The organism is Pedobacter sp. WC2423 (assembly GCF_040822065.1).
In the GTDB taxonomy this organism is placed as follows: domain Bacteria; phylum Bacteroidota; class Bacteroidia; order Sphingobacteriales; family Sphingobacteriaceae; genus Pedobacter.
Window position 1 is genome coordinate 3,900,907 of sequence record NZ_CP162005.1, and the last position, 22,218, is coordinate 3,923,124.

Here is a 22,218-nt window from a genome sequence, read left to right on the forward strand (position 1 = left end):
AACAACTATTTGTGATGTTTCATCCTATGGGTTTTCCTTTTGAGATTTTATTGTCATTTACTTATATACTGCTGTTGCTCTAGCTGTTAGAGTTTCATTGGTATATCATTTACGCAGCGAGTTATCTATCTTACTCCAGAAAGGAGGTATTCCAGCCGCACCTTCCGGTACGGCTACCTTGTTACGACTTAGCCCCAGTTATCGGTTTTACCCTAGGACGCTCCTTGCGGTTACATACTTTAGGTACCCCCAACTTCCATGGCTTGACGGGCGGTGTGTACAAGGCCCGGGAACGTATTCACCGTATCATTGCTGATATACGATTACTAGCGAATCCAACTTCAAGAGGTCGAGTTGCAGACCTCTATCCGAACTGTGAATGGCTTTTGGAGATTTGCTTGCTGTTACCAGCTTGCTGCCCTCTGTACCATCCATTGTAGCACGTGTGTAGCCCCGGACGTAAGGGCCATGATGACTTGACGTCGTCCCCTCCTTCCTCTCTGTTTGCACAGGCAGTCTGTTTAGAGTCCCCACCATAACGTGCTGGCAACTAAACATAGGGGTTGCGCTCGTTGCGGGACTTAACCCAACACCTCACGGCACGAGCTGACGACAGCCATGCAGCACCTAGTTTCGTGTCCTTGCGGACTCATCTATCTCTAAATGATTCACTAACTTTCAAGCCCGGGTAAGGTTCCTCGCGTATCATCGAATTAAACCACATGCTCCTCCGCTTGTGCGGGCCCCCGTCAATTCCTTTGAGTTTCAATCTTGCGACCGTACTCCCCAGGTGGAATACTTAACGCTTTCGCTTAGCCGCTAACTGTGTATCGCTAACAGCGAGTATTCATCGTTTAGGGCGTGGACTACCAGGGTATCTAATCCTGTTTGATCCCCACGCTTTCGTGCCTCAGCGTCAATTTAACCATAGTAAGCTGCCTTCGCAATCGGTGTTCTGTGACATATCTATGCATTTCACCGCTACTTGTCACATTCCGCCTACCTCTAGTTCATTCAAGCTCTTCAGTATCAAGGGCACTGCGATGGTTGAGCCACCGTCTTTCACCCCTGACTTAAAAAGCCGCCTACGCACCCTTTAAACCCAATAAATCCGGATAACGCTTGGATCCTCCGTATTACCGCGGCTGCTGGCACGGAGTTAGCCGATCCTTATTCCTTCGGTACATTCAGCACACTACACGTAATGTGGTTTATTCCCGAATAAAAGCAGTTTACGACCCAGAGGGCTGTCTTCCTGCACGCGGCATGGCTGGTTCAGAGTTGCCTCCATTGACCAATATTCCTTACTGCTGCCTCCCGTAGGAGTCTGGTCCGTGTCTCAGTACCAGTGTGGGGGGTCATCCTCTCAGATCCCCTAGACATCGTGGTCTTGGTGGGCCGTTACCCCGCCAACTAACTAATGTCACGCATGCCCATCTTAATCCTATAAATATTTGATCATTGCACAATGCTGTGCTGTGATTTTATGCGGTGTTAATCCGAATTTCTTCGGGCTATCCCCCTGATTAAGGTAGGTTGCATACGCGTTACGCACCCGTGCGCCACTTTCCTCTCTAGCAAGCTAAAGAGTATCGTTCGACTTGCATGTATTAGGCCTGCCGCTAGCGTTCATCCTGAGCCAGGATCAAACTCTCCATTGTAAAATGTTATGTTTGAACACTGACCATTCTTAACTTGTATTAATAATAGTCTTATTCTTATTTGTCTGTCAGAATAGACTTAAAAAACTCGCGCGGTTCATGTACTTTGAACTTGTACTAGCTTACCTCGCTACGTTTGTAAATGACATCTCTTTAATGAACTTCTCGACAGTACCTCACGGCCAGTCTTTATATGTTGCAATGTTATTCCTTCTATTTCTCAGGTCTTCATGTTCCTGATTCATTTCCGGTATTTCATCGTTTCAGTCTTGTTATTGTGATCTGCTAACATCCGTTAATGATCTTCCCGTTTTTGTTGGGACTGCAAAGGTAGAAATCTTTTTCGTTTTGTCAAGCTTTTTATTTTTTATTTTTAGAAAGTTTTAATTCCTTCCCAGGAGCTTAACAACAACCTCTACTTCACATCCTTTCAATCTTCAGCACTACATCTTTTTCACTCTTTCCCTTCCTCCGAAGCGGGATGCAAAAGTAGGAAAATTATACCAGCTACCAAACAATAACGCACTTATAATTGTATGCAATCCCTAACTGCATGATTCTCAACACGAAATACTTCAAACTAAATCCCTCCACAACAGCAACCAGCCTGGATTGATTTTAAAAACCGCCAAAAACCTTTACGCCTATAGCTAATTGGCGCTTTAAACGGTTCAAAAGGAATTCCAAAACCGACAGGCTGCACAGCAATTCCAGCCTCCAAACCTCATGATCAGACGATATAAAGTACAAAAAAACTCAAAACATGGCCTCGTCGTATAAAACAGGTATTTAAAAGGGGTTAAATAGTGCCTTGAAATGACCTTGGAATGAGGTTGGGATGAGGTTGGAATGACCTTGCAATGACCACAGTCATTCCAACCTCATCCCAAGGTCTTTTCAAGGTCGTTCTAATACACTACAGTAGTACTTCTATACCATAAGTGTACTCAAATCACTTGACCTGACAGGAGAATTTTGCTGATTTTACTTGACTTTACCCGTCTTTACCTTATTTCGTCTGCTTATCTTATACTATATATACTAAACACTGACTAAACCTATCTCGATAAAACCTCTTATAACCACAACTCTCCCTCTTAAACCAACCCATCACCAAACAATAAAAAAATAAATTTGGCGCAATCAATTTTCTTATTATACCTTTGCATCAATTCCTTATGGTTTAATCATTTTAAAATCAGGAATCATGACAGAACACAACTACATATCGCCCCTATCGCTCATTGCCTAAATCAGGCTGACGTTATTCCTACAATTAATATTTTCCGGAATGATACAATTGATTAGTAAAAACTAATCAACGCAATTCGTCTGCCTTAGATTCAGGTAATTCATAGCAATTCTAAAAGGGAGCTCCTTTACAGGAAAATTTGAATTTTACCCCCGTATCAACAGGAAAGTTCAACTCATATCAATATTTAAGCGCTAAAATCAGGAATCTTCATTCCTCATTTTCCGGCAACAAGCAACAATTTAAAACGCGATGAGCAATTTAAAAACAAAAGAACTCAGTAAAATGGGTTATACTAACGATCAAGCGAGGAGCCTGGTCATCAATACCCTCTCCAAACATTATAAACACCATACCACTGCCGAGATCACTGAATTATTAATTCAAATCATAAATAACCCGGAAAAATACCTTGATCATGAACATTTTGGCAAGATTGCCGAAACACTTACAGGAAAAACCAAATCCCGTGATTTCGAAGCATTTTCGCTTTCAGCACAGCCTGGCCCTTATAAAGTTTACGGTACAAAAGAAATAGACACCGGTGCAAAAAAACAAATGGAACTTGCGATGTCTCTTCCTGTAGCTATACAAGGCGCACTGATGCCAGATGCTCATACTGGTTATGGATTACCTATTGGTGGTATAATAGCCACTCATCATGCGGTTATACCTTATGCTGTTGGCGTAGACATAGGCTGCCGGATGTCCCTTTCTATTATAGATGAAAGTGCCAGCTTTTTTATGCGGTATAGCCACCAGATTAAACTGGCCCTTAAAAAACATACTCATTTTGGGATGGAAGGTTCGCTGGACATTCAGCCCTATCATGAAATTCTTGACAGTCCCGTATTCAATGAAACAGAATTTTTGAGGAGATTACAAGGAAAAGCAGCCAGACAACTGGGTACCTCAGGCAGTGGAAATCACTTTGTAGAATTTGGAGAAATTGAATTATTTGAGAATAACTCCATGAAACTACCTGCAAAAAAGTACATGGCCTTACTCTCCCATTCCGGCAGCCGGGGTCTGGGCGCTAATATAGCAGGTCATTATACCCAAATTGCAGTAGAAAAATGCAGACTTCCAAGAGAAGTACAAAAGCTCGCCTGGTTAGATTTAGCTACAGAAGCCGGGCAGGAATACTGGATCAGCATGAATCTGGCAGGTGAATACGCTAAAGCGTGTCATGACACCATACATCAGACACTGTTAAAGTCCCTGGGATTACAAACTTTAACAAACATTGAAAATCACCACAACTTTGCCTGGAAAGAAAAATCGGCAAACGGCAATGAAATGATTGTTCATCGTAAAGGCGCAACACCTGCACATCAGGGAGAAATGGGAATTATCCCTGGCAGCATGACTACGCCAGCCTACCTGGTAGCAGGAAAAGGAGCAGAATTATCACTCAATTCAGCATCACATGGTGCTGGCCGTGCAATGAGCCGGACAAAAGCGAAACAAAACATGACGGCATCAGCGCTTAAAAAATTGCTGAACAATGCAGGTGTCACTTTGATTGGCGGAAGTGTGGAGGAAAGCCCTGTGGCTTATAAAGACATAGAAAAGGTAATCGCAGCACAAAAAGACCTCATTGAGGTACAAGGTAAATTTTTACCAAAAATAGTTAGAATGAATAAAGATTAATGAAAAGCATCAGTATACAAATCACCTCAGGACAAGGTCCTGAGGAATGCTGCAGAGTCGTAGCAAAAGTGCAGGAGATGTTAATTAAGCAAGCAAAGCAATTAAAAATACAGATCGAAGTGCTTGAAAATATTAAAGGAGAATTTAATGGAACTTTGCGTTCTGCACTGCTACTGGCAAAAGCCGAAGATTTAACGGCCTTTACTAAAGAATGGCAAGGGTCAATTCTCTGGATAGCACAAAGCCCATATCGCAGATACCATAAGCGGAAAAACTGGTTCATTGGCGTAGAGATTTACGAAAATCAGGAGAAATTAAGATGGAACCCTAAAGAAATAGTAATAGAAACACTCAGAGCGTCAGGCCCGGGTGGACAAAACGTAAATAAAGTAGAAACTGCAGTCAGAGCAATACATAAACCCTCTGGCCTGCAAGTATTGGTAATGGATACACGTTCACAGCTACAAAACAAAAAACTTTGCCTGGAAAGGCTGGAAAACAAAGTTACTTCATGGCAAACCAGGCAGCTTATCGAGCAGCAGCAATTACAGTGGCAAAATCATACTGCCCTGGCAAGAGGTAACCCAGTAAAAACGATAACTGCAAGCTTATAGTTATTATTTAAAAACCCCCGTTTGAATTTTAGTATTCAAACGGGGGTTATCTTATTTAAACTTATTTTTCAAAGCTTCCAGCTTCGTTTGCAAATCACCTTCTGGTTGTGCTTTTGCTTGCTGAGGCTTTGGCATGTTATGTTGAGGTCTGTTAGCCGGTTCAGCTCTGTTATTTTCAGGCTTTCTCTGCACGGCAGGTCTATCAACTTTAGCACGTACAGCAGGTTTTGGTGCATTTTCACTTTTCATAGACAGTGAAATACGCTTGCGAACTACATCAATCTCTTTCACCGTTACTTCTACTTTCTGACTAACTTTAACGATATCATTCGGGTTAGCCACAAATTTATCAGCCAGCTGACTCGTATGGACTAAACCATCCTGGTGTACACCTATATCCACAAAAGCACCGAAATTAGTAATGTTAGTTACAATACCTGACAACTTCATACCTACCTTTAAATCATTAATTTCATTCACACCTTCGGTGAAACTGAATGCTTCAAAAGCTTCCCTTGGATCTCTTCCTGGTTTAGCTAATTCCTTCATAATATCATTTAATGTAGGTAAACCCACATTGTCACTAACATATTGCTGTAATTTAATCTGCTTTTGAAGTTTTACATCTTTTAAAAGTTCATCCACAGAATGACCCAAATCTTTGGCCATCTGATTGACCAGCGCATAACGTTCCGGGTGAACACCACTTGCATCCAGCACCATAGCTGCATCTCTGATCCTTAAGAAACCAGCTGCCTGCTCATAAGCTTTGTCTCCTAAACGCGGAACTTTCTTTAAACTCTCCCGGTTTTTAAACGCACCATGTTCATTTCTATAAGTCACAATGTTTTGAGCCAGTTGTGGCCCTAATCCAGAAACATAAGCTAAAACTTGTTTAGAGGCCGTGTTTAATTCTACTCCAACTGCATTTACACAGCTCATAACCGTATCATCAAGCGATTGCTGAAGCTTAGTCTGATCTACATCGTGCTGATATTGCCCTACACCAATAGATTTAGGATCTATTTTAACCAGTTCAGCTAAAGGATCCATTAACCTGCGGCCAATAGAAACAGCGCCACGAACTGTAATATCCTGAGTTGGGAACTCTTCGCGGGCAACTTCTGATGCAGAATAAATAGAAGCACCGTTTTCATTCACCATTACAATCAATACACCAGCAAGGTTCAGCCCTCTGATAAAAGTTTCTGTTTCTCTTCCTGCGGTACCATTTCCAATCGCAATGGCTTCCACTTCATGTTTAACGCAAAGTTTTTGGATCGCATCTGCAGCATTTTTTATATTTCCCTGCCCGGTATGCGGATAGATTGTTGTATTCTCTAATAATTTACCTTGTCTGTCCAGGCATACGACTTTGCAACCTGTACGGAAACCCGGATCAACTGCCAGTACATTTTTCTGACCCATAGGCGCAGCCAGTAATAATTGTCTCGCATTTTCGGCAAATACGCGGATTGCTTCTTCATCAGCTTTTTGTTTAGCTAATAAACGAAGTTCTGTTTCCATTGCCGGACCTAATAAACGTTTATAACAATCATGCAAAGCCAATTCTACTTGTTTAGCAGCAGCACTATTTCCTTGAATCACCTGTTTTTCTAAGATTGCAATCGCGCCATCCTCTTCAGGCATGGCTTCTACTTTTAATATAGATTCATTTTCTCCGCGTCTCATAGCTAAAACACGGTGCGAAGGTGCAGATTTTACTGACTCTTCCCATTCGAAATAGTCTTTATATTTTATTCCCTCTTCTTCTTTTCCTTTAATCACCGAAGACTTCATGATCGCTTTCTGCTGAAAATACTGACGCATGTCTGTACGCACTTCTGCGTTTTCATTAATCATTTCTGCAATAATATCCCTTGCACCTGCCAAAGCTTCCTCCGTATTCACAACGCCAAGTTCTGTATTCAGATATTTGACTGCTTCTTCGTCAGGATTTAATTTTCCCTGTTCAAAAATCAACAGGGCTAAAGGCTCCAGACCTTTACGTCTGGCTTCAGAAGCTCTTGTTTTCCTTTTTGGTTTATATGGAAGGTAGATATCTTCAATGGTTGTAATGTTTTCAGCTGCATGAAGCTGAGCTTCAAGCTCTGGTGTTAATTTACCCAGCGTGGTCAACGCTTTCAGAATAGCGTCTCGTCTTTTATCTAATTCACGCAATTGCTGGAAACGATCACGAACGGCAGCCACCTGTACCTCATCTAAACTTCCGGTCACCTCTTTACGGTAACGGGAAATAAAAGGCACAGTTGCCCCTTCATCTAATAATTCAATAGTTGCAATAACCTGTTTTTCTGAGACTGCTAATTCCGCAGCAATAATCTTTGAGTGATTATTCATGTTAAAATATTGGGTGATGTTTTAAGAAACAGCTTCGGCAAGCCAGTTTCTGTGAATTAAATTTTTACGGGTAAAGGTAAAAAACAAAAAATCCCGCATGGGGTTAGCCAGCGGGATTATATATCAACAATTCTTAATAACTTATTTTGTTACGTACATTACTTCTTTCACTGCTTTAATTACACGTTCAGCATTTGGTAAGCTGGCAGCGATTAAAGTTGGTGCATATGGTAATGGTACATCAGCACAAGTAATACGTAAAACTGGTGCATCTAAATGATCAAATGCATTTTTTTGTACGTTGAAAGCAATTTCAGAAGAAATTGAAGCCAATGGCCATGCTTCTTCTACAATTACCAGACGGTTTGTTTTCTTAACAGATTCAATGATTGCAGGATAATCGATAGGACGTACAGTACGTAAATCGATAACTTCAACACTGATTCCCTCTTTAGTTAATTCTTCCACAGCCGGATTAACAACACGTGTCAGCATTTTACCAAAAGTAACGATAGTTACATCAGTACCTTCCTGAACGATTCTTGCTTTTCCGATTGGCAGGTAATATTCCTCTTCAGGAACTTCACCTTTATCACCATACATCACCTCAGATTCCATGAAAATAACCGGATCCGGATCAATGATAGCTTGTTTTAATAATCCTTTAGCTTCGTAAGGAGTTGAAGGAATAACAACCTTCAAACCTGGGCAGTTTGCATACCAGTTCTCAAAATTCTGAGAGTGTTGCGCACCTAACTGACCTGCATTACCTGTTGGACCACGAAATACGATTGGAATAGAAAACTGACCACCGCTCATGGATAACATTTTTGCAGCTCCGTTGATAATCTGATCGATTGCAACCAGGGAGAAGTTGAATGTCATAAATTCTATGACTGGAATTAACCCATTCATTGCAGCACCAATACCGATACCGGTAAAACCAAGCTCAGCAATTGGGGTATCGATGATACGTTTGTCACCAAACTCATCAAGCATTCCCTGACTTACTTTGTATGCACCATTGTATTGCGCAACTTCTTCGCCCATTAAGAATACGTTTTCATTCTTACGCATTTCTTCGCTCAAAGCTTCACGCAAAGCTTCTCTAAATTGAATCTCTCTCATTGTATATTCAAATGTTAACTGCCGGCAAATATAACTATTGTAACGTAATAATAAAGTTTGTTTTAATTACATTACAAAGCGATTATTATTAACGCTATCGTTGCCCTACTTGCCGCAAAGGGACAAATACGGACAATATGTACAATTATCGGCTAATGTAGTATGTATAAAAGGGATTTCCGGATTAAATAATTCCTCCAGTTTCTCCCGTAGTAAACGGCTAAAATCTTTTTTCAGCTCCACTAAATATTCAGCTTGCAGCTGCAGCTTCTTCCCTCTTCCTTCAGAAAAACTGAACAATGTCCCTTCTTTTCTCATCTTCCGGATCAGGTATAAATTAGGTTCCATATCCGTTATCCCTCTGGACTGTTCATACACATAGGTGTAAAAAAGAGTTTGGATCAATGCCTTATTTTGTTTGTCCGTTTCCGCATCAAAAATCTCTTCCAGCGAACTGTATTGAAGTTCATCACGCCCGGTTTTATAATCGACAACCCGTGTTACTCCATTTTTCTGATCTACCCTGTCGATAATCCCATGTAAAGTAACCTGTCTTTCTACGCCTGCCACATTGATTTTGAAATAAATTTCATCCTTGCTCTCCAATCCTATAATAGAGAACGGAGCTTCCTTTTCATCATGATCAAGAATTACATTGGCATATTCAGTCACAATAGCCAGCACGACCTGCTGCATTCCATTGGCCGACAGCACCTGTTTTTCATCATCATACATCACTTTCACAAAGGCCAGCTCTGTTAAACGGGGCAGATTTTTGCGATGCGCAACAATCCGCTCTTTAGTGATATAAGGAGTTTCTGCCTTTAGTTCTTCGTAGAATTTCTCCAGTACAAAGTGAAGCATCGAACCAATATAGTTTGCTTCCAGGTTTTCTGAGAGTTCTTTCGGCTCTTCTATTTTAGCGATATACTTATAAAAAAACTGCACCGGACAGTTCATATAAGTAGTAACCGCGGTGGCTGAAATCCTTACCGAAGGATCTTGCTGATCCAGATAAAGGCCCAATCGTTTCAAAACGTCACCTTCTTTTTTAATCTGAACGGTAACCGGATGTTCTGTCGCTACAGATTGTGACTGGTCAAAGTATTTGAAGCTATACCCACTTTCAAATTCCAGCTGACGTAAAAACCGGCTTGGCTCTCCTGTTGTATTGTCATCTGCCTGACCATTGTAAACCAGGCTAATTTTTCTGGAACGTTGCAGCAGCCGGTAAAACATGTAGGCTGAGATCGCATCCTGATTCTCAATAACAGGTAAACCATACGCCCTTCTGATACTGTCGGGAATAAAACTTGGCGATGCGCTTACTTGTGGTAAAATACCTTCATTTACGCCTAATATATAGACATGATCAAAATCCAGGCTCCTGCTTTCCAGTAAACCCATCACTTGTACGCCTTCTAAAGGTTCTCCGCTTAGAGGAACCGCTATTCCCTGCACCGCTTTTTGAATCAGTGACAAAACGAATGGCAAAGGTAAGCGGGCAGCAAATTCTGCCAGCGTATCATGTAAACGGTTCAATTCTTTGATCGTGGCAATAAATAAATCTACCTCAGTTTGTTTTAAAGTCTTTTCTTCTACCTGCTGTGTTAAAACAGCTTTAAAAACCTCCTGAAGATTGATAATGGCCGATGCTGCCGTATTTCTTTTGGTAAAAAACAACTGGGCTAATGCTCCTGAACGCTGTAATAAAGGAATATCAACTTCAATTAACTGTTTCGCTAAAATTTCAAGCTGTAATGTATTTCTTGTTTCTTGCGGAATACCAATCAGCGGATGAGATAAGAATGCTTCCACCTCTCTATGGTTGACGGTATCTTTTTTTCCTCCTGCCAGCTGAGACTGCACGGAAAGCCATAGATCTGCCAACCCGAAAATGGAAGTCGCTAACAGCGGATAACCCATGGTTACGTTCAACTCTACTGCAGTACGCTTCCCTTCTGCCTCATAATGTGTAGGAATAGTTTGCAGAACAGGCAACAACAAGCTTTCATCCGCAAGAATTAAGGCTATTTTACCTGCATTATTCACAGCATCCAGTATTGGATAGTCTTCTTCCAGTTCCTGTTGCAGGATCTTTGCCTGTGCAGTCTGCCCTTGTGTTTTATAGACTTTGACTTCTTTCTGCACTGATTTGATCAGCTGCCTGCTTTGTCCCAGTGCATTAGGCAAACCCAGCCTTTGAATATTTTTCCGAAGGAATAATCCCGCTTCCTGCGTATCATCCTCCATATAATAAGTATCTGTATCAAAATAAAAGAGTGCTTTTTCAGCTTCATTCCATCTTTTAAAAATCACAGCTTCCGCATTGCTTAAGGCATTAAATCCGGCAAAGACTAATTTACCTTTGGCAAAATCATCAATAAAGCCTGGTTTATCTGCCTTACCATTCGCTAACTTCCGGTATACGTGTGCCATTGAAGTCAGCCCTTTTGAAGCTAGTGCATCATGAAAGCCACGGTATAACTTAGGCATCCTGCGCCACATCCGGATAAACTGTTCCTGGTGATTTTTCTGTTTCCCTGTAGAGAATGAAGTCCAGAACTGCTCCAGAAATTGTTGCTGTTCTATAGTGAGATGCTGAAAATCTTTTTCAATAACCGCGATGTCTTCCAGCTCCTCAAATAACTGATCTGCCTTCACCAGATCATTGTCTATCTGGGCAAAATCACTCAATATAATTCTTGCAGTAGGATAAAATACGTCCGGATTAATTTCTTTCGCTCCTTCTGCTTTTAATAGTTCATTGTATTGCTGATGTAAAGTAAAGAATTGTGTAAAGCCATCAGCGATCAGTAAATCTGTCGATAAGGCGAAAAATTCCTGTATAGTATAAAACGACGGACTCCAGAAAGGTTTACCAATGGTATCTGCCAGATGATGCTGCAAATAAGGCACAGGTCGTTTATTATTAAAGATCACGGCAGAGTTGTGCAGTGTATTCCCTAACCTGTCCACTAAATCTTCTGCAACTTCTTTTAAAAATGCTTTCATGTTTTTAAACTGGCTTTTATACTAAAATCAATTCGCCAATCGTGGCATAAAATAAATAGGCGCTCACTTTCGGATAACCCATTTCCCGCAAAAGATCCCGGTAGCCGTGTACTTGTCTGACGTGATTACGGCTCTGTTTTTTAGTGAACTTATAATCAATCACGATCACTTCAGTTGCTGTAAACAAGACTTTATCGGGACGGTAACTTTTACCTGTAAAATCAATTATACTCTTTTCACTGACACTTTGCGTGCTGTTCAGCAATAGGTTTTGCAATGCTTCATGTGCTAAAACAATCATAGCTTGCTTTCTGAAATCAGCAATTTCCTTTTCTTTAAAGAATCCTTCATTCAGCATCTGCCCTAAAACTTCATCTATATCATGGATAGTCACCGCACGGGCCAGCACCTCATGCAAAATACTCCCTGCTCTGCCTGCGCTATCATTTAATAGCATATCCAGTTCTTTTTTTCTCAGATCGCTATTAAAAACTTCACTGAGCCTTCCCGATAATGGATATTCTTTCAAATCAATAATTTCCGGACTGAGGTGTGCAGCTGATTTCCCTGATCCTTTTTTAATAACTTCTTCTTCCAGAAGAAATTGCCCTTCAGGTGTGAGCTGATCTTCAAAGATCCGGATCAGCAAGTCCCCGATGGTGCTGATGCTTTCAGATTTCTTACCCAGACAACTCATATATAAATATTCTTTAGTGCGCGTTGTGGCCACATAAAGCATATTTAAAGCATCCATATTATTATATAGTAATTCTTCATAGTAAGGAATGGCAACAGCCGATGCCCCTAATGCTGAAGTATATTTGAGCGGGATACTTTGGAGTTGATGGTACGGTGTATTTGCAGCGGGCACCCAAAAGATACTATTGATCTTACCATTGATATCCCAGTTACAAAAAGGGATCATCACTACTTTAAAAGCGAGCCCTTTAGATTTATGGATGGTAATGACCTGTACAGCATCTGTACTCTCCGAAGAAGGCAGGGTTTTTCTGCTTCCCTCTTCTTTCCAGTATTTCAAAAATGAGGTAATCCCTTTCTCTCCCTGACGGCCGGCATTTCCTGCCAAATCTCTCAAAGCAAATAAATAAGGTAAATGATTGGCATAAGCTGTTTCATTTAAGCCATAAGCTGAGATCAGTTTTTCGAGTAATTCGGGTAGTGGCTGCTGCATCCAGCTGCGCCAGTGCATACATAAATCAGCAGGCAATACGCCGGTTAATTCTTCCAGCTGTTTACTTTTCAGGTTAAATAAAGAAGCAGGGTCAAGCGTACGTTGTTGTAATTGTGCATATAAACTGATACAGTTTGCTTTATACAAAGCAGTATTGGATGGCATTCCTGCCATCACCATTAAGGTATCAATTAATATTTTCACTGCGGTATTGTTCTCAATAAGCAAGGCTTCTCCTGAAATTACATTGATGTTATGCTCCATCAATATATCTACTACGGCAATCGCTTCTGAATTGGAACGCACCAGTACGCAGGCATCACCGGCCTGATAACGTTTTTCTTCTATCAAAAGACGTTTAAGCGTTTCCACCATTTTGTGAAGCGCCGCCGCCTTGAAACTTGTTTTATTTAAAGGGGCATCATTTTCATCAGTTTTTAAAACATTAAAATCGATGGTGCCGCCATCTGCTGTTCTTGCCGTAAGTTTTTGTTCTGCTTCTGCATAAACATCTGTAATAATATGGCTAAAGCCTTTCTCTTCCCACCATTCATGGAGGGTAGGGTTAGCCGATTGTGCCTCTACTGTAGTATTGATATTTTTCTGCATCAGTATCGGCAATGCCTTAAACAGGATATTATTAAAATTAATAATGTTCCTGGTACTCCTGTAATTTTCTTCCAAACTGGAATCTGTAACATAAGTGGCGCCGATATCTTTTTTAGCCTGCTGATGAAGAATATTCCAATCGCCATTGCGCCATCTGTAAATCGACTGCTTTACATCCCCTACAATCAGATGATCAATAAGTTTCCCGTTTGCTTCTGCCATTGCATTTTTTAGCAGCGGCCTGAAATTACCCCATTGATTGGCTGAAGTATCCTGGAATTCATCAAATAAGAAGTGCCGGTAACGACTGCCTGTTTTTTCCCAGATAAATGCGGGGTTATCATCGTCATCTCCGGTAATCCCCTTGAGCAGGTTTTGCGCATCACTAATCAGTAAACTGCCGCTTTCTTCCCGGTAGGTTTTTAACAGGATAGCCATTTCCTGCATTAAACGCAGGTAATATAAATTTTTATTGAAAGCTTGTGCTAAAATATAATCAGGCAGTCCATTGGTATAAGTCTGATATAAATCGCGGATCACCGGATTCAGTGTATCATATAATGAGGCATCGCTTCCTGGTTTGAACCATTCTTCAGGTTCGTCAATGAGTTTACCTAAACTTTCTACTTTATCAAAGTCTTCATCCGCAATTTTCTTCAGGTTATTTAACGGGGATCTTGATTTCCCTTTTAAAAAATCCGGATTAACTCCTGACGCTTCAAAAATGTGAAGCGCTTTTAAAGAAAGCTGTTTAACAGTTTCTTCAAACAGTGCAATTTGTTTTTTAGTCTCTTTATGGTAATCTCCAAACAACACATTCATATCTGTATGCTGCACCAGTGCCTGGATAGCATTGTCAAATGGCTGATAGCGTTCTTTAAATATTTCTCCGGCAAGGTCTGTTAATTCAGCTCTGTAATTCCAGCTGATATTATTGCTGATCCGGTCTAAGGCGAGGTCTATGATCCATTGCAGTAATTCCGGATTGGCATCCAGTTGTTCATCCAGTTTATCTGCAAGTTCATTTTTGACCTTGTCAAAGTTCATCTCCAGTTTATAACCGGAGTCGAGGCCTAGTTCGAAGGCAAAACCACGTATAACCTTTTGTACGAAACCATCAATTGTACTCACCGAAAAACGGCTGTAATCGTGAAGTATTCTTTTATATATTCTGGCTGATTTTTCCTTTAAAATGGCTGCATCTAAATCAGGATGTGCCTGCAAAACCAGGATTCTGTAATCTTCAACCTCCTGATCGCCCGTAGCAAAGCCTTTTAACACTTCCATAATCCGGGTTTTCATCTCTTCGGTAGCCTTATTGGTAAAGGTTACCGCGAGAATCTCCCTGTACTTGGTTTCCCCAGAGAGTAAGAGTGTTAGGTAGTGTGCCGTAAGGCTGAATGTTTTACCTGAGCCTGCCGAAGCTTGTAATATTTTAAGTGGTTGAGGCATGTGGTGAAGTTAGGACAAATTGTATACATTTAGAAAAGTTTAAAATTGAGCTGCTCATTTTAAAATTCTGTTAAAATTATTAAAAACAACCAGACATGAAGAAACTATCACTGATTCTGTTAGCCACACTGTCAATTTCAACTGCAACTTTTGCACAGGCTACCAAAACTAAAGCACCAAAAGAAGAAGTAAAAATATATAATCCTGCAGCTGATGCCAAAGCAGATATTACTGCGGCTGTTGCCAGAGCTAAAGCAGCAAAAAAGCATGTATTTATACAGGTTGGCGGAAACTGGTGTTCGTGGTGTATTGCTTTTCATCATTTAGTGGATAACACCCCTGCTTTAAAAACTTACCTGAACGCTCATTATGAGACTGTACTGGTAAATTATAGTAAAGAGAACAAGAATGAAGCGATCATGGCTGGTTTAGGTTATCCGGGCCGTTTCGGCTATCCGGTTTTTGTGATCCTTGATGGGGATGGGGAAATATTACATATCCAGAATTCCGGTTACCTGGAAGAAGGAAAAGGACATAGCGTCAAAAAAGTAACTGAATTTCTTGAGGGATGGACTTATGAAGCCTTAGACCCTGCAACTTATGCTAAGAAAGACGGTGCACAATAATTTTATTTTTTCAGGGAGAGCATTCCATTCATGAGCTCGTGATTGAACTCTCCTATTTTGGTTTCATGCAGCATCAGGTAGATCTTGTTCCGGATATCCTTAAACTCATTATGTAATGGACATGGATTGATTTCTGAACATTGTTTCAGTCCCAGACCGCAACCATAAAATATATCATTTCCATCTACAGCGGCAACAATATCACTTAAAGGTCTCTCTAAAGAAGTACTATCGACGTAAAATCCGCCATTGGGACCTTTCGTAGATTGCACAATCCCTCTACGGCTTAAATCCTGTAAGATCTTTGCCAGGAAAGGTTCAGGTGAATCTATCCCCAATGCAATTTCTTTAATGCCTACCCTGCCCCGCTCTCCGGCTGTTCTGTGTGCAATGAAAAAAACCGACCTGATTGCATACTCACAAGTTTTTGAAAATATTCCCATCTCTGATTATAAAACAAAGATAGTAATAAATTAACCATAGAATGTGTGTAGAATTTCTTTTAAGGATCTCATCTTAAGCATCAAAACAATAAGCTGTCAACTTATAATCCAGCGTTAAACCGGAAGAAATTGTTGACAGTAACCGGCAATTTACCAGTAGCTACTTTTACATGACCAATAACCTCAGCCGCAGCTTTCTGCATATAACCTTCTTTTTGGTACCCTACTACTAAAGACTTTGCATTTTCTATTCCAGGTAAACCAGCCAGGTTATATGGATTAGCAAATAATGCGAATACTGTATTCCTGGCTGCCATATCTCTGATCAGCATCTTCAAATCGCCACTCAATTCCATTCCATTCCCAGGACGTAACCTGGTATCATGAATTCCAATAATCACCTGATCAAAACCAGCCAGCTGCTTCATCACCCCGGCAACTGTATTTGCGTTCGCAGTTTTATCTAAACTGAAGAACATACAATTTTGATATAATTTCCCTGACTCCCGTTGAAACACCGTTACATCAGGTGTGCCTATGCTAATAATAGCTGTTCTTTTAGCTAAATCCAGCGACTTTATTCCGCCATCACCATTCAAAATAGTCATGGATGCATCAGCCAGCTGTTGTAATAAAGCCAGGCTCTCTGCTCTGTTAACTTCAGCAGCAACGTTATGTGTGCTGACAGTATCTCTTTTATAAACTCCTGCCCAGTATTTAGCAACCAGGATCTTCCGGACACTTTCATCAATCCTTTCCATACTGATTCTTCCATCTCTCACTGCCTGACGTACCAATTTAACTGCTCTCTTGCTATTCTCAGAAAGTTCCAGAATATCATTTCCTGCAATAACTCCCATGACATCTGCTTCACCATCTTTAAAATTCTTCACTACCCCTTTCATTTCCATGGCATCGGTAACGACCAATCCACGGAAACCAAGCTCCCCTTTTAAAAGATCAGTCACAATAGGTTTTGACAAAGTGGATGGAAGGTTTGGTGTATTATCCAGCGATGGGATGTTCATATGCGCAATCATTACACCTGCAGCACCTTCCCGGATTAACTCTTTGAAAGGATATATTTCCAAACTATCTAAACGGGCTTTAGTAAAATTAAGCTGAGGAAGATCATAATGCGAATCTACATCGGTATCTCCGTGACCAGGAAAATGTTTGAGCGTTACCAATAATCCGCCATCCTGCATCCCTTTAAGATAAGCACCAGCTTTCACTGCTACATTATATTTGTCCTCTCCGAAAGAACGGTAATTGATAATCGGATTTTTAGGGTTATTATTAATATCAACATCAGGTGAAAGATTCATCTGCATGCCTATTCTTTTATAATCTTTAGCGACTTCCAGCCCCATTTTATAAATCAGCTCTTTATCTTGTATAGCACCCAGTGCCATTTGATAAGGATAAGCGATTGTACTGTCCAAACGCATGCCTAATCCCCATTCTCCATCAGAAGCAATTAACAAAGGCGTACGTGCCAATGCCTGGTACTTATTGGTTAAAATAGCCTGTCTGCCGGGGCCGCCCTGAAAGAAAACTAATCCACCAATACGTTCCCGTTTGATCACGAGTCCAACAGAGTCTTCGAAGGCCTGTCCTTTATTGGTATGTGCCCTTACAAAAAACAATTGCGCAATTTTATGCCGTTTTTTTAATTTATGCATTACAGAATCTACCCAATGGTTAGGTTCATCTAAACTCTGGATATAAGATTTCTTTTGTGCCTGAACAGAAAAGGCGAAGAATAATAGCACTACTATAAATACGGGGAACTTTTTTTGAATCATGGATAATTAATATGGTTAGTCTCACAAAGTTAATTAAAACCTTCAAACCAATGTATCAGATTTGATACACAAGGAATGCTTCAGAACAAAAACAACAATTTTAAAAACTGGAAATAAAACACTGTTTATCAATACTTAAGAGCACTGATTTCTTTTTATCTCCTTAAAATCTATTAAACTGGCACACTTATTTCAATGCACTCCGCATTAATCAAAAAATTAATAAACATACTCATGAAACCATCATGATTTTTCAAATCACACAACGAAATGAAAAAAATCATGATCGCTTCATAACCATTAAAAAACAAATATATACTCATGAAAAAGATCTTTATTTTGGCTATTGGCCTTTTTGTAGCTACAGCAGCAAATGCACAGGATAAGATTAAATTTGGTGTTAAAGCCGGTTTAAATCTATCAGACATTATCAAAGGTGATGGCAACAACAACTTCGACACCAAAGTAAAAACAGGCTTTAATGCAGGTGTTACTGTAGAGATTCCATTAATTGCGGGACTAGCCTTCACACCAGAGGTGCTGTACTCACAAAAGGGCTACAAATTAACTTCTTCCTTAGGAGAGTTCAGACAAACAACAAGCTTTATTGACGTACCTATTCTGGCTAGTTTCAGATTGGGAAGCAGCTTTAATATTGTTGCTGGTCCACAGGTTTCTTTCTTATTGTCTACTAAAAACAAGTTTGACAATGGATTCGGAACTGTAGAACAAACCAATGTAGAGAGAGATTCAGACAGATTTAAGAAAAGTCTGGTTGGTGGTCTGATCGGTTTCAGATATGATATCAATGAGAAATTTGATATTCATGGACGTTATGCGCTGGATTTCCAGAAAAACAACGAAAATGGAACATCTTCTACACCAGAATTCAGGAATCAGGTATTCTCTGTTGGTGTAGGTATTAAATTTTAAGTATATCCATACCTATGGAAAAAAAGCCCTGACTTCTTTAATTAGAATGAAGTGCCCCCAATAAGTGTCTAACTTTTTGGGGGCACTTCAACTTCTTTAATTAGAAGCAGGGCTTTTTGTTAAAATTCTACATGTGCTCTTAAAGAGAAAACATGAACAGGCCCGCGGTCTTTATTGTAGGCAGGATGCAATACAAACTGGTAATCCGGAGACAGGAAGAATTTCTTCTGGTACACATTAACCTTATAATAAGTTTCAGCAATCATTTCAGGAGCATAGTTTAACTTGCCATCACCGATGATAAATCCATATCCCCCGTGTGCAAGATAATCACGGTGATCTTTGGAAATTCCATTCCCTACAAAGGCAAGACCAATCTCTGCATTTTTTTGATTCCAGCTATCTCCCTTTAAAATTGCGCCTAAACTTACTGATCTGTCGATTTCTGTAAAAGCCCACGTTTCAGTTTTCCCATCGTTATAACTTGTTTTAGCGAAAACACCAAGATTAGTATTGATATTCTGCTCTATATTAATTCCAAACCCATATTTATTTCTGCCATAAGCACGGGTCCCCGTAATATCCGGTGCGATTGGGTTTTGTGCAACTGCTAAACGGTAATCTCCCATTTTTGCAGCGTTGTCATAGCCTAATACACGCAGTGTTCCCTTTTGTCCGCTAAGCTGATACCGCTTTTCATATTCAAGTGTGAATGCATGTGCTTTGCCTATTTTTCCATCCCAAATTGCTCCATTAGCTGTCGTGGTAACCATTGTGGTGGCCAAACGTAATGCCCAGGTTGGCTGTCCTAATTCGAATACGACTCCGAACACATAGCCTCTTGTATTGGCAGGATAGTCCCAAGCGCCATTTGCCATGAGTGACCAGTTCATAAACTGTGATCTCGCATCGTGGCTAAAAGCATTGTTATCGAAGAAATCACTTAATCCAAATTTACCAGCAGTAATAGAGAAGTATTTCTTTTTGCGGTAACTGGCCAGTTGATTGGCATCATCAGCCAGGGTATCTACTTCCTTTCCCCAGCCAAAGGTTTGAACAAGGTAAGCTCTGGCAATATAAATCGCTGGTTCAGGAGAGCCAATCCTGAAGGTTTCCCCATTTGTAAAACCCGCTATGCCTACAGCCTGACTAAATCCTTTCCCGCCAGACATCTCCGGATTGAAATAGGCTTCTGCTCCTTTCCATAACCTGGCCCCTCCAAATAAGGTTGTTGTAAAAGAGGTGGCTGTCTCATGAGCAGTAGAAAGACTGTTCGTACCGGAATATGGTGCACTAAATCCAGGTTTAGTCTGCGTAATTACAGTTTGCTGGAAATGGAGGTTAAATCTTTTTTTAAACAGGCTATCTGTTTGTGCGAAAGTTGGTGCTGCCAGTAAAGTGGCTAAACCCAATAATATGATCTTCTTCATAGGATGAGCGCAAAGATATTAGAATACAATATTACTGAGATTAAAACCAGATTAAAGAATTCTTTTTTTTACAGGTTTAAGCATAAATAAATATAGTCATACTTCTTGGCCCATGGGCCCCCAAAACCAATGATTGTTCTATATCTGCGGTCTTGGATGGCCCTGCGATAAAAGTTCCAAAGTCATATTCAGCTTCTCCGATTTTCTGATAGGCAGTGTGCATATCGGGAACTATTGCCGAAAGCGGCACTATCATCACCATGTGCTGGGTAATAAAAGGTAAAACCCTGATGCCCATTTGCTCTTCAGTAAGCCAGAGCGCTGAGTTTTCTGCAACTCCGATTAATGATTTAAAAATGGCGACGTCTGTATCTGCATAACTATGCGGATCCGGATCAAACTCAAAGCCGGGAATATCAGCAGATACTAATTCTTTTACAGTAGAAATTATTCTTTTTTCTCCTGAAAACTGTGCTGTAATTAAAGGTTGTATCGCTGCAAATTCATCAACCAGATGTACTGTACTTCCTATTCCTTCGGCCATTACCTTAAATTTAGCCTGAAGTTCAAGTATCTCTACACGTGCTAATGGCATTGCAGCTGGCAGAGGGACTAATTCTGGTTGGTTTTCTCTTAATGCGGCTAATATTTTATCTCTGCTCATCGTTATTTAACATTCTTTTTATACCATTCCCCGAATGATTCCTTTGGAACTTCAGGCATATCTCTTTGTTTGTACCATGGATTAAAGTGGTTATTAACTGCAAAGGGAATATATTTTAAAACCCATCTGCCTGCTTTTCCTGCGGTCTTGTAAACTCCTGGAGACGAAAGTGTATAATTCATGATTTTCATGCTCATCTTTTTAGCTGAGGTTGCATAACCTTCCTGGACAATTACCTGTCTCCATTTATAAAGTTGCTGATGAATATCAATCTTAACGGGGCATACATTAGAGCAAGATCCGCATAAGGTAGAAGCAAAAGGCAGATCAGCATACTTTTCCCGATCCAGATTAGGTGCCAGAATAGCACCAATAGGACCCGAAATTGCAGAATGATAACTATGTCCACCACTTCTTCTGTAAACGGGACAGGTATTCATACAAGCGCCGCAACGGATACATTTTAAAGAAGCCCTGAAATCTTCTCTTCCCATTTGTATAGTACGGCCATTGTCAACGAGTACAAGATGCATTTCCTGTCCTGCTCCCGGCTTTTTAAAGTGGCTGGAATAAGTGGTAATGGGTTGACCGGTTGCACTTCTGGCGAGTAAGCGCAGAAATACCCCCAAATGTTTACGCTTTGGGATAATCTTCTCAATCCCCATACAGGCAATATGAACATCAGCAAGATGAGCACCCATATCAGCATTTCCTTCGTTGGTGCAAACTACAAATTCGCCAGTTTCTGCAATCGCAAAATTAACTCCTGTTAGGGCAGCTTTTCTGGTCAGGAAGGTTTCTCTTAGATGTACTCTTGCTGCTTCTGTTAATATTTGCGGATCTGAGGTTCCGGCAGCAACGCCAAGATGTTCATGAAACAAATCTCCGATTTCTTCTTTCTTTTTATGAATACAAGGCAGAACGATATGACTTGGCGGTTCTTTAGCTAACTGGACAATACGTTCTCCCAGGTCAGAATCAATTACTTCCAGTCCTTGTTTTTCCAGATATTCGTTTAAATGACATTCTTCGGTCAGCATGGATTTACTTTTCACCAGCTGACGGATATCGTGCTTTTTTAAAATCTGATGCACAATTTGGTTATGCTCCTGCGCATCTGCTGCCCAGTGCACAATAATGCCATTGGCGAGCGCCTTTTCTTCAAAGCTAACCAGGTATTCAGCGAGGTTAGACAAAGCATTGTTTTTAATCTGAGAGGCTTTTTCCCGCAGTATTTCCCATTCTGGAATACTGTGGGCTGACTTATCTCTTTTCTGCCTGATCCACCATAAGGTTTCATCATGCCAGTTTACACGCTCTTCATCTTTATTAAATACTTCCGATAATTCAGGATGGGTTTTAGCTGGTATACTCATA

Annotated in this window: 13 protein-coding genes and 1 rRNA gene; 4 read left to right on the forward strand and 10 right to left on the reverse strand. The window is 40.5% G+C overall.

What is annotated here, in order from left to right; all coding sequences use genetic code 11:
• Positions 1-139 precede the first annotated feature (139 nt).
• Positions 140-1,661 (reverse strand): 16S ribosomal RNA (locus AB3G38_RS16155).
• A 1,504-nt stretch (positions 1,662-3,165) separates the two neighbouring features.
• On the opposite strand from AB3G38_RS16155, the gene AB3G38_RS16160 reads away from it, so the two are divergent.
• Both AB3G38_RS16160 and prfH read left to right on the forward strand, forming a co-directional pair.
• The gene (locus tag AB3G38_RS16160; RefSeq protein WP_367864880.1) at positions 3,166-4,566 is read left to right on the forward strand and encodes an RtcB family protein; all 1,401 of its coding nucleotides are present in this window, start codon (positions 3,166-3,168) and stop codon (positions 4,564-4,566) included.
• Entirely contained in the window at positions 4,566-5,180 is a 615-nt protein-coding gene (gene prfH, locus AB3G38_RS16165; RefSeq protein ID WP_367864881.1) for a peptide chain release factor H, read from the forward strand. The genes AB3G38_RS16160 and prfH overlap by 1 nt, the downstream gene beginning before the upstream one ends.
• A 51-nt stretch (positions 5,181-5,231) precedes the next feature.
• Here prfH and AB3G38_RS16170 read toward each other — a convergent pair whose 3' ends face one another.
• The 4 genes from AB3G38_RS16170 to AB3G38_RS16185 form a co-directional block, all read right to left on the reverse strand.
• Positions 5,232-7,541: a Tex family protein gene (locus tag AB3G38_RS16170; RefSeq protein ID WP_367864882.1), complete on the reverse strand. Its 2,310-nt coding sequence runs from the start codon at positions 7,539-7,541 to the stop codon at positions 5,232-5,234.
• A gap of 141 nt (positions 7,542-7,682) precedes the next feature.
• Complete coding sequence (locus AB3G38_RS16175) at positions 7,683-8,669, reverse strand: pyruvate dehydrogenase complex E1 component subunit beta (RefSeq protein ID WP_183870287.1); 987 nt, start codon at positions 8,667-8,669, stop codon at positions 7,683-7,685.
• A gap of 105 nt (positions 8,670-8,774) precedes the next feature.
• Complete coding sequence (locus tag AB3G38_RS16180; protein WP_367864883.1) at positions 8,775-11,684, reverse strand: PD-(D/E)XK nuclease family protein; 2,910 nt, start codon at positions 11,682-11,684, stop codon at positions 8,775-8,777.
• A 16-nt stretch (positions 11,685-11,700) separates the two neighbouring features.
• A complete protein-coding gene (locus AB3G38_RS16185) occupies positions 11,701-14,937 on the reverse strand; it encodes a UvrD-helicase domain-containing protein (protein ID WP_367864884.1) in 3,237 nt (1,078 codons plus the stop codon).
• Between the two features lie 95 nt (positions 14,938-15,032).
• On the opposite strand from AB3G38_RS16185, the gene AB3G38_RS16190 reads away from it, so the two are divergent.
• The gene (locus tag AB3G38_RS16190) at positions 15,033-15,563 is read left to right on the forward strand and encodes a thioredoxin family protein (RefSeq protein ID WP_367864885.1); all 531 of its coding nucleotides are present in this window, start codon (positions 15,033-15,035) and stop codon (positions 15,561-15,563) included.
• A 2-nt stretch (positions 15,564-15,565) separates the two neighbouring features.
• Here AB3G38_RS16190 and AB3G38_RS16195 read toward each other — a convergent pair whose 3' ends face one another.
• The gene (locus AB3G38_RS16195) at positions 15,566-16,006 is read right to left on the reverse strand and encodes an Rrf2 family transcriptional regulator (protein ID WP_367864886.1); all 441 of its coding nucleotides are present in this window, start codon (positions 16,004-16,006) and stop codon (positions 15,566-15,568) included.
• A gap of 101 nt (positions 16,007-16,107) precedes the next feature.
• Positions 16,108-17,814 carry a glycoside hydrolase family 3 protein gene (locus AB3G38_RS16200; protein WP_367864887.1) on the reverse strand — a complete coding sequence of 569 codons (1,707 nt, stop codon included), beginning with the start codon at positions 17,812-17,814 and terminating at the stop codon, positions 16,108-16,110.
• 321 nt (positions 17,815-18,135) lie between these two features.
• Between AB3G38_RS16200 and AB3G38_RS16205 the strand changes: the two genes are divergently transcribed.
• On the forward strand, positions 18,136-18,747 hold the full coding sequence (locus tag AB3G38_RS16205; protein ID WP_367864888.1) for a porin family protein: 612 nt from the start codon (positions 18,136-18,138) through the stop codon (positions 18,745-18,747).
• 119 nt (positions 18,748-18,866) lie between these two features.
• On the opposite strand, the gene AB3G38_RS16210 is transcribed toward AB3G38_RS16205, so the two are convergent.
• The 3 genes from AB3G38_RS16210 to AB3G38_RS16220 all read right to left on the reverse strand — a co-directional run bounded on the left by AB3G38_RS16210 (position 18,867) and on the right by AB3G38_RS16220 (position 22,217).
• Positions 18,867-20,177 (reverse strand): carbohydrate porin, encoded by a 1,311-nt coding sequence (locus tag AB3G38_RS16210; RefSeq protein ID WP_367864889.1) that lies wholly within the window; start codon positions 20,175-20,177, stop codon positions 18,867-18,869.
• Between the two features lie 76 nt (positions 20,178-20,253).
• Positions 20,254-20,841, reverse strand: a complete 588-nt coding sequence (locus AB3G38_RS16215) for a lactate utilization protein C (RefSeq protein ID WP_367864890.1) — start codon at positions 20,839-20,841, stop codon at positions 20,254-20,256.
• A 2-nt stretch (positions 20,842-20,843) separates the two neighbouring features.
• Positions 20,844-22,217: a lactate utilization protein B gene (locus AB3G38_RS16220; protein ID WP_367864891.1), complete on the reverse strand. Its 1,374-nt coding sequence runs from the start codon at positions 22,215-22,217 to the stop codon at positions 20,844-20,846.
• Position 22,218: the final 1 nt, after the last annotated feature.

Excerpts from the sequence above, each read along its gene's own strand:
- AB3G38_RS16160 (WP_367864880.1), top strand. The coding sequence starts at position 3,166 with ATGAGCAATTTAAAAACAAAAGAACTCAGTAAAATGGGTTATACTAAC.
- prfH (WP_367864881.1), top strand. The coding sequence starts at position 4,566 with ATGAAAAGCATCAGTATACAAATCACCTCAGGACAAGGTCCTGAGGAA.
- AB3G38_RS16170 (WP_367864882.1), bottom strand. The coding sequence starts at position 7,541 with ATGAATAATCACTCAAAGATTATTGCTGCGGAATTAGCAGTCTCAGAA.
- AB3G38_RS16175 (WP_183870287.1), bottom strand. The coding sequence starts at position 8,669 with ATGAGAGAGATTCAATTTAGAGAAGCTTTGCGTGAAGCTTTGAGCGAA.
- AB3G38_RS16180 (WP_367864883.1), bottom strand. The coding sequence starts at position 11,684 with ATGAAAGCATTTTTAAAAGAAGTTGCAGAAGATTTAGTGGACAGGTTA.
- AB3G38_RS16185 (WP_367864884.1), bottom strand. The coding sequence starts at position 14,937 with ATGCCTCAACCACTTAAAATATTACAAGCTTCGGCAGGCTCAGGTAAA.
- AB3G38_RS16190 (WP_367864885.1), top strand. The coding sequence starts at position 15,033 with ATGAAGAAACTATCACTGATTCTGTTAGCCACACTGTCAATTTCAACT.
- AB3G38_RS16195 (WP_367864886.1), bottom strand. The coding sequence starts at position 16,006 with ATGGGAATATTTTCAAAAACTTGTGAGTATGCAATCAGGTCGGTTTTT.
- AB3G38_RS16200 (WP_367864887.1), bottom strand. The coding sequence starts at position 17,814 with ATGATTCAAAAAAAGTTCCCCGTATTTATAGTAGTGCTATTATTCTTC.
- AB3G38_RS16205 (WP_367864888.1), top strand. The coding sequence starts at position 18,136 with ATGAAAAAGATCTTTATTTTGGCTATTGGCCTTTTTGTAGCTACAGCA.
- AB3G38_RS16210 (WP_367864889.1), bottom strand. The coding sequence starts at position 20,177 with ATGAAGAAGATCATATTATTGGGTTTAGCCACTTTACTGGCAGCACCA.
- AB3G38_RS16215 (WP_367864890.1), bottom strand. The coding sequence starts at position 20,841 with ATGAGCAGAGATAAAATATTAGCCGCATTAAGAGAAAACCAACCAGAA.
- AB3G38_RS16220 (WP_367864891.1), bottom strand. The coding sequence starts at position 22,217 with ATGAGTATACCAGCTAAAACCCATCCTGAATTATCGGAAGTATTTAAT.